This window comes from Pseudoroseomonas ludipueritiae, from assembly GCF_014490445.1.
In the GTDB taxonomy this organism is placed as follows: domain Bacteria; phylum Pseudomonadota; class Alphaproteobacteria; order Acetobacterales; family Acetobacteraceae; genus Pseudoroseomonas; species Pseudoroseomonas ludipueritiae.
This window is the reverse complement of sequence record NZ_JACTUZ010000264.1, coordinates 1-3,322: the sequence shown is the minus strand read 5'-3', so window position 1 is coordinate 3,322 and position 3,322 is coordinate 1. Positions and strand designations below refer to the sequence as shown.

2 protein-coding genes are annotated in these 3,322 nt (G+C 73.1%); both read right to left on the bottom strand.

Annotated features, from left to right (window positions below; all coding sequences use genetic code 11):
• Nucleotides 1–99: 99 nt before the first annotated feature.
• A complete protein-coding gene (locus IBL25_RS25210) occupies nucleotides 100–1,158 on the bottom strand; it encodes a Kelch repeat-containing protein (protein ID WP_187781202.1) in 1,059 nt (352 codons plus the stop codon).
• A 154-nt stretch (nucleotides 1,159–1,312) separates the two neighbouring features.
• Nucleotides 1,313–3,322: phosphoenolpyruvate carboxylase (locus tag IBL25_RS25205; protein ID WP_187781201.1), on the bottom strand; the 2,010-nt coding region annotated here is incomplete at its 5' end.

The following is a 3,322-nucleotide window of genomic DNA, read 5'->3' as shown; positions in this document are numbered from 1 at the left end:
CCGAAGCCCGGCGCCGCCTCGCGAGGCCAGGCCAGCCAGGCCGCCCCCGCCGCTAGGCCACCGCCCGCCAGCAGCAGGGCGCCCCGGCGCGGCAGGGACTCAGGCCGGGGTGAAGGCTTCATGGATGGAGGACTGGATGCCGCCGCCGAAGACCACGCCACCGCCGGCCACATGGATGCGGTTGCCCAGCACGGCGGCGCCCAGGCCATGGCGCGGCGTCAGCATGGGGGCATGGCTGGTCCAGGAATCCGTGGCGGGGTCGTAGCTTTCCATCTGGCCGAAGACCTTGTTGGTTTCCTCGCCCCCCATGCACCAGATGCGCCCGGCCAGCAGCACCGCCCCGTGGCCGGAGCGCGGCGTCGGCATCGGCGTGCGGTCCTCCCATTTGCCGCTGGCGGGGAGATAGACGCGGTGGTGGCCCACATTGGTGGCGAAGGTGTTGATCCGCCCGCCGATGACATGGATGCGCCCATCCACCACCACCACGCCCTTATGGTCCAGCGGGAAGCCGGGCATGTCCGGCCGCGCCTCCCACTTGTCGGCGCGGGGGTCATAGACCTCGTGCCAGGAGATGCTGTGGCGGTCGGCATTGCCCTGGGCGCCGCCGATCAGGTGCAGCATGCCATCCACGATGGCCAGGCCCGCCGCGCCGCGCGCCCGCGGCAGCGGCGCCAGGGAGCGCCAGCTCTTGCTGCTCAGGTCGAAGGCGAAGGCTTCCCGGTGCGGGTCGCGGTTCTGCTGCACGAAGCCGCCGAAGGCATAGACCGTGTCCTCTGTGGCGGCGACGGCGACATGGTTGGCGCCCAGCGGCAGCGGCGGCGCGATCTCCCAGGCATCGGCATCGGGGTCATAGACATGGTGATAAGGGCGGTTCACCCGCTGCTCGCCATAGCCGCCGATCACATGCATCCGCCCCCGCGCGGCGGTGGCCCAGGCCATTTCGGAGCGTGGGAGGGGCAGGTTGGCCCGCGCCTCCCATTGCCCCGGCGGCCCGGCGGGGGCGGGGGAGGCGGTGAAGCGCTGGGCCAGTTGCTGGTCCGTCAGCACCACCGGGCCGGGCTCCCGCAACCGCTCCAACGGCTGCGGCACGCCTTGGGCACGGGCCAGGAACGGTGTGGCGAGCAGCCCCGTCAGCAGGGCACGGCGATGAGCCTTCATGGTCGTTCTTCCCTACCGGTCCGCCCGGCCTGCCAGGGAGGATGCCGAAGGAGCGCCGGGGGCGTCCAGCATCATCGGCAGGGGGCGGCTCTCCACCGGGCGGCGCCGGATTCAGCCCGGCATGCCGCATGGCCGGAGGGCTTAGGCACCGCCCTTAGCCGAAGGCGCCGCATTCCAGCGACACCACGGCGCTGATCTCCCGCACCAGCGCGAAGGCTGCCCGCAGCGGCCGCAGGATCTCCTGCTGTTCCCGCCCATAGCCGCCATGGCGGGGGGAGGGCGGCTCAAAGAAATCGAGCGCTTCCTCCGGCGGCGGCGCGGCGGGGAAGACCTGGTCCAACAGGTCCACCGCATCCTCCACATCCAGCCGCAGCAGCCGGTGCACCAGCCCCTCCCGCGTGATGCCGTGGCGGGGGGAGAATTCCGGCACCGCCACAGCCAGCAGCCAGATGCGGTGGATCAGGCAGAGCCGCAGCGCATGCAGGGCGAAGAGCCGGTCGCTCATGGCCGGGGCGGTGCCGGGCCAGGCGGCGCGCAGCGCCAGGTCATCCGCCCGCAGCCGGCGGAAGACCCCGCGCGCGGCATCGCCCAGCGCCAGCTCCTCCAGCGCGCGGGCCACGGCCAGCAGCGCGGCAGGGCGGCCAGGGCGGCGGGTATGGGCGGCGCGGTCCAGCCAGGTGCCGGGGTCCAGGCTGGCGACATAGCCGCGCAGCACATCGGCATCCGAGAGTTCCAGCCCGGCACGGGCAAAAGCCATGGCATTGGAGAAGCGTGGGGAGCGGCGGAGCAGCTCGTGGAAGGCCTCCGGCTCCCGCGCCGCGCCGCGGCCCAGCCCGTGCATGAGATTGGCGGGGAAGCCGAGCTGCTGCAGCACCGCGTTGTTGGGGATGGCGCGCAACTCGCGCGGGTGGCGGATGGTGGCGGGGCCGCCGGTATCGCTCTGCCGCCGGACGGGGCGGGAGCCGGTGCGGTCCAGCAGCGCCGGGCCGAAGGCGCCCAGCATGGCGGCATAGCCCGGGTCCTCCACCAGCCCGTTGAAGGCGGCGCGGGCGCCGGCGAAAAGGTCGGCCGCGAAGCCGCCTTCGGCATAAACAAGGTCCGGCTCGCCTTCCGGCAGCGGCGCGAAGGCATGTTCGGCGATGCGCGCCACCGTGGCCTGCGCCAGGGCCGGGGTGCCGAAAAGCAGGTAGCCGTCGCCGCCCTGGAAGGCGGTTTCCAGCCGCACCGGGATGCCCCGGCGGGCAAAGGCGGCGCGCACCGCCGGCGGGTCCAGGTAGTCGAAGCGCGCATCCAGCCCGTCCGGATGGCCGCCGCGCCCCAGGCCCTCGCCATGCGTGTCGAAGAGCACCACTTCCAGGCCGCTGAGGTCGTAGCGTTCCAGCAGGTCCGCCACCCGCAGCTTCAGCCGCTCGATCAGATGCGTGGCGGCGACCTGGCCGATGTAGCGGCCGGAATCCGAATAGCCGAATTGCAGGCAGAGCCGCCCGACCCGCCGCAGATAGGCGCGGAAATGCGGGGAGCGGAGCGCCTCCTCCACCACCCGCTCGCCGCGCTGCTCCAGCGCCTCCGCCGTCTCGAAGAGCGGGGAGATTTCGATCCGCTCCTCGACCCCCGCCAGCTTGGCCAGCAGCAGCGCGGCCAGAAGGGTAAAACCGCTTTCGGTCTCGGCGATCAGGAAGCGGATGGGCTGGCTGGCGTCGATATGCTTGGTGATCTGCGCCACCGTCATCATCAGCCGCGCGGCGCTGGCCCGCTCCGCCATCAGCCCGCCGGTGTCCACCGGCTCGGCCCGCGCTTCCTCCAGCGCCGTGTCGATGGCGGCGAAGAGGTGCCGCCGCCGCGCCGGGTCCTCCGGCCCGCCGGCCAGGGCGGGGGCGCGCAGCCGGGCGGCATTGTGCAGCTGGGAGGCATTCAGCCGCACATGGGTATGCGCCAGTGACAGCCCATGCGCCACCAGCCCGGCCCGCGCAACGCAGAGCGCGAGGCGCGTTTGGTCATCCGCCGCCGCAGCCAGGGCGGCGGGAAAGAGTTCCAGCAGCGGTTCGGGCGTGGTCAGCGCCGCCTCGCGCCCATCCAGCAGGGTGCGGGCGAAAGCCTGCGCCGCCTCGCCGCTCGGCGTCCCGGCGGGCGGGCAGGCGGCGAGCTGCGCCTCCACCGCCGCCAG

What these genes read in the sequence shown, in the direction of transcription:
- IBL25_RS25210 (WP_187781202.1), bottom strand. Translation starts at nt 1,158, where the DNA reads ATGAAGGCTCATCGCCGTGCCCTGCTGACGGGGCTGCTCGCCACACCG.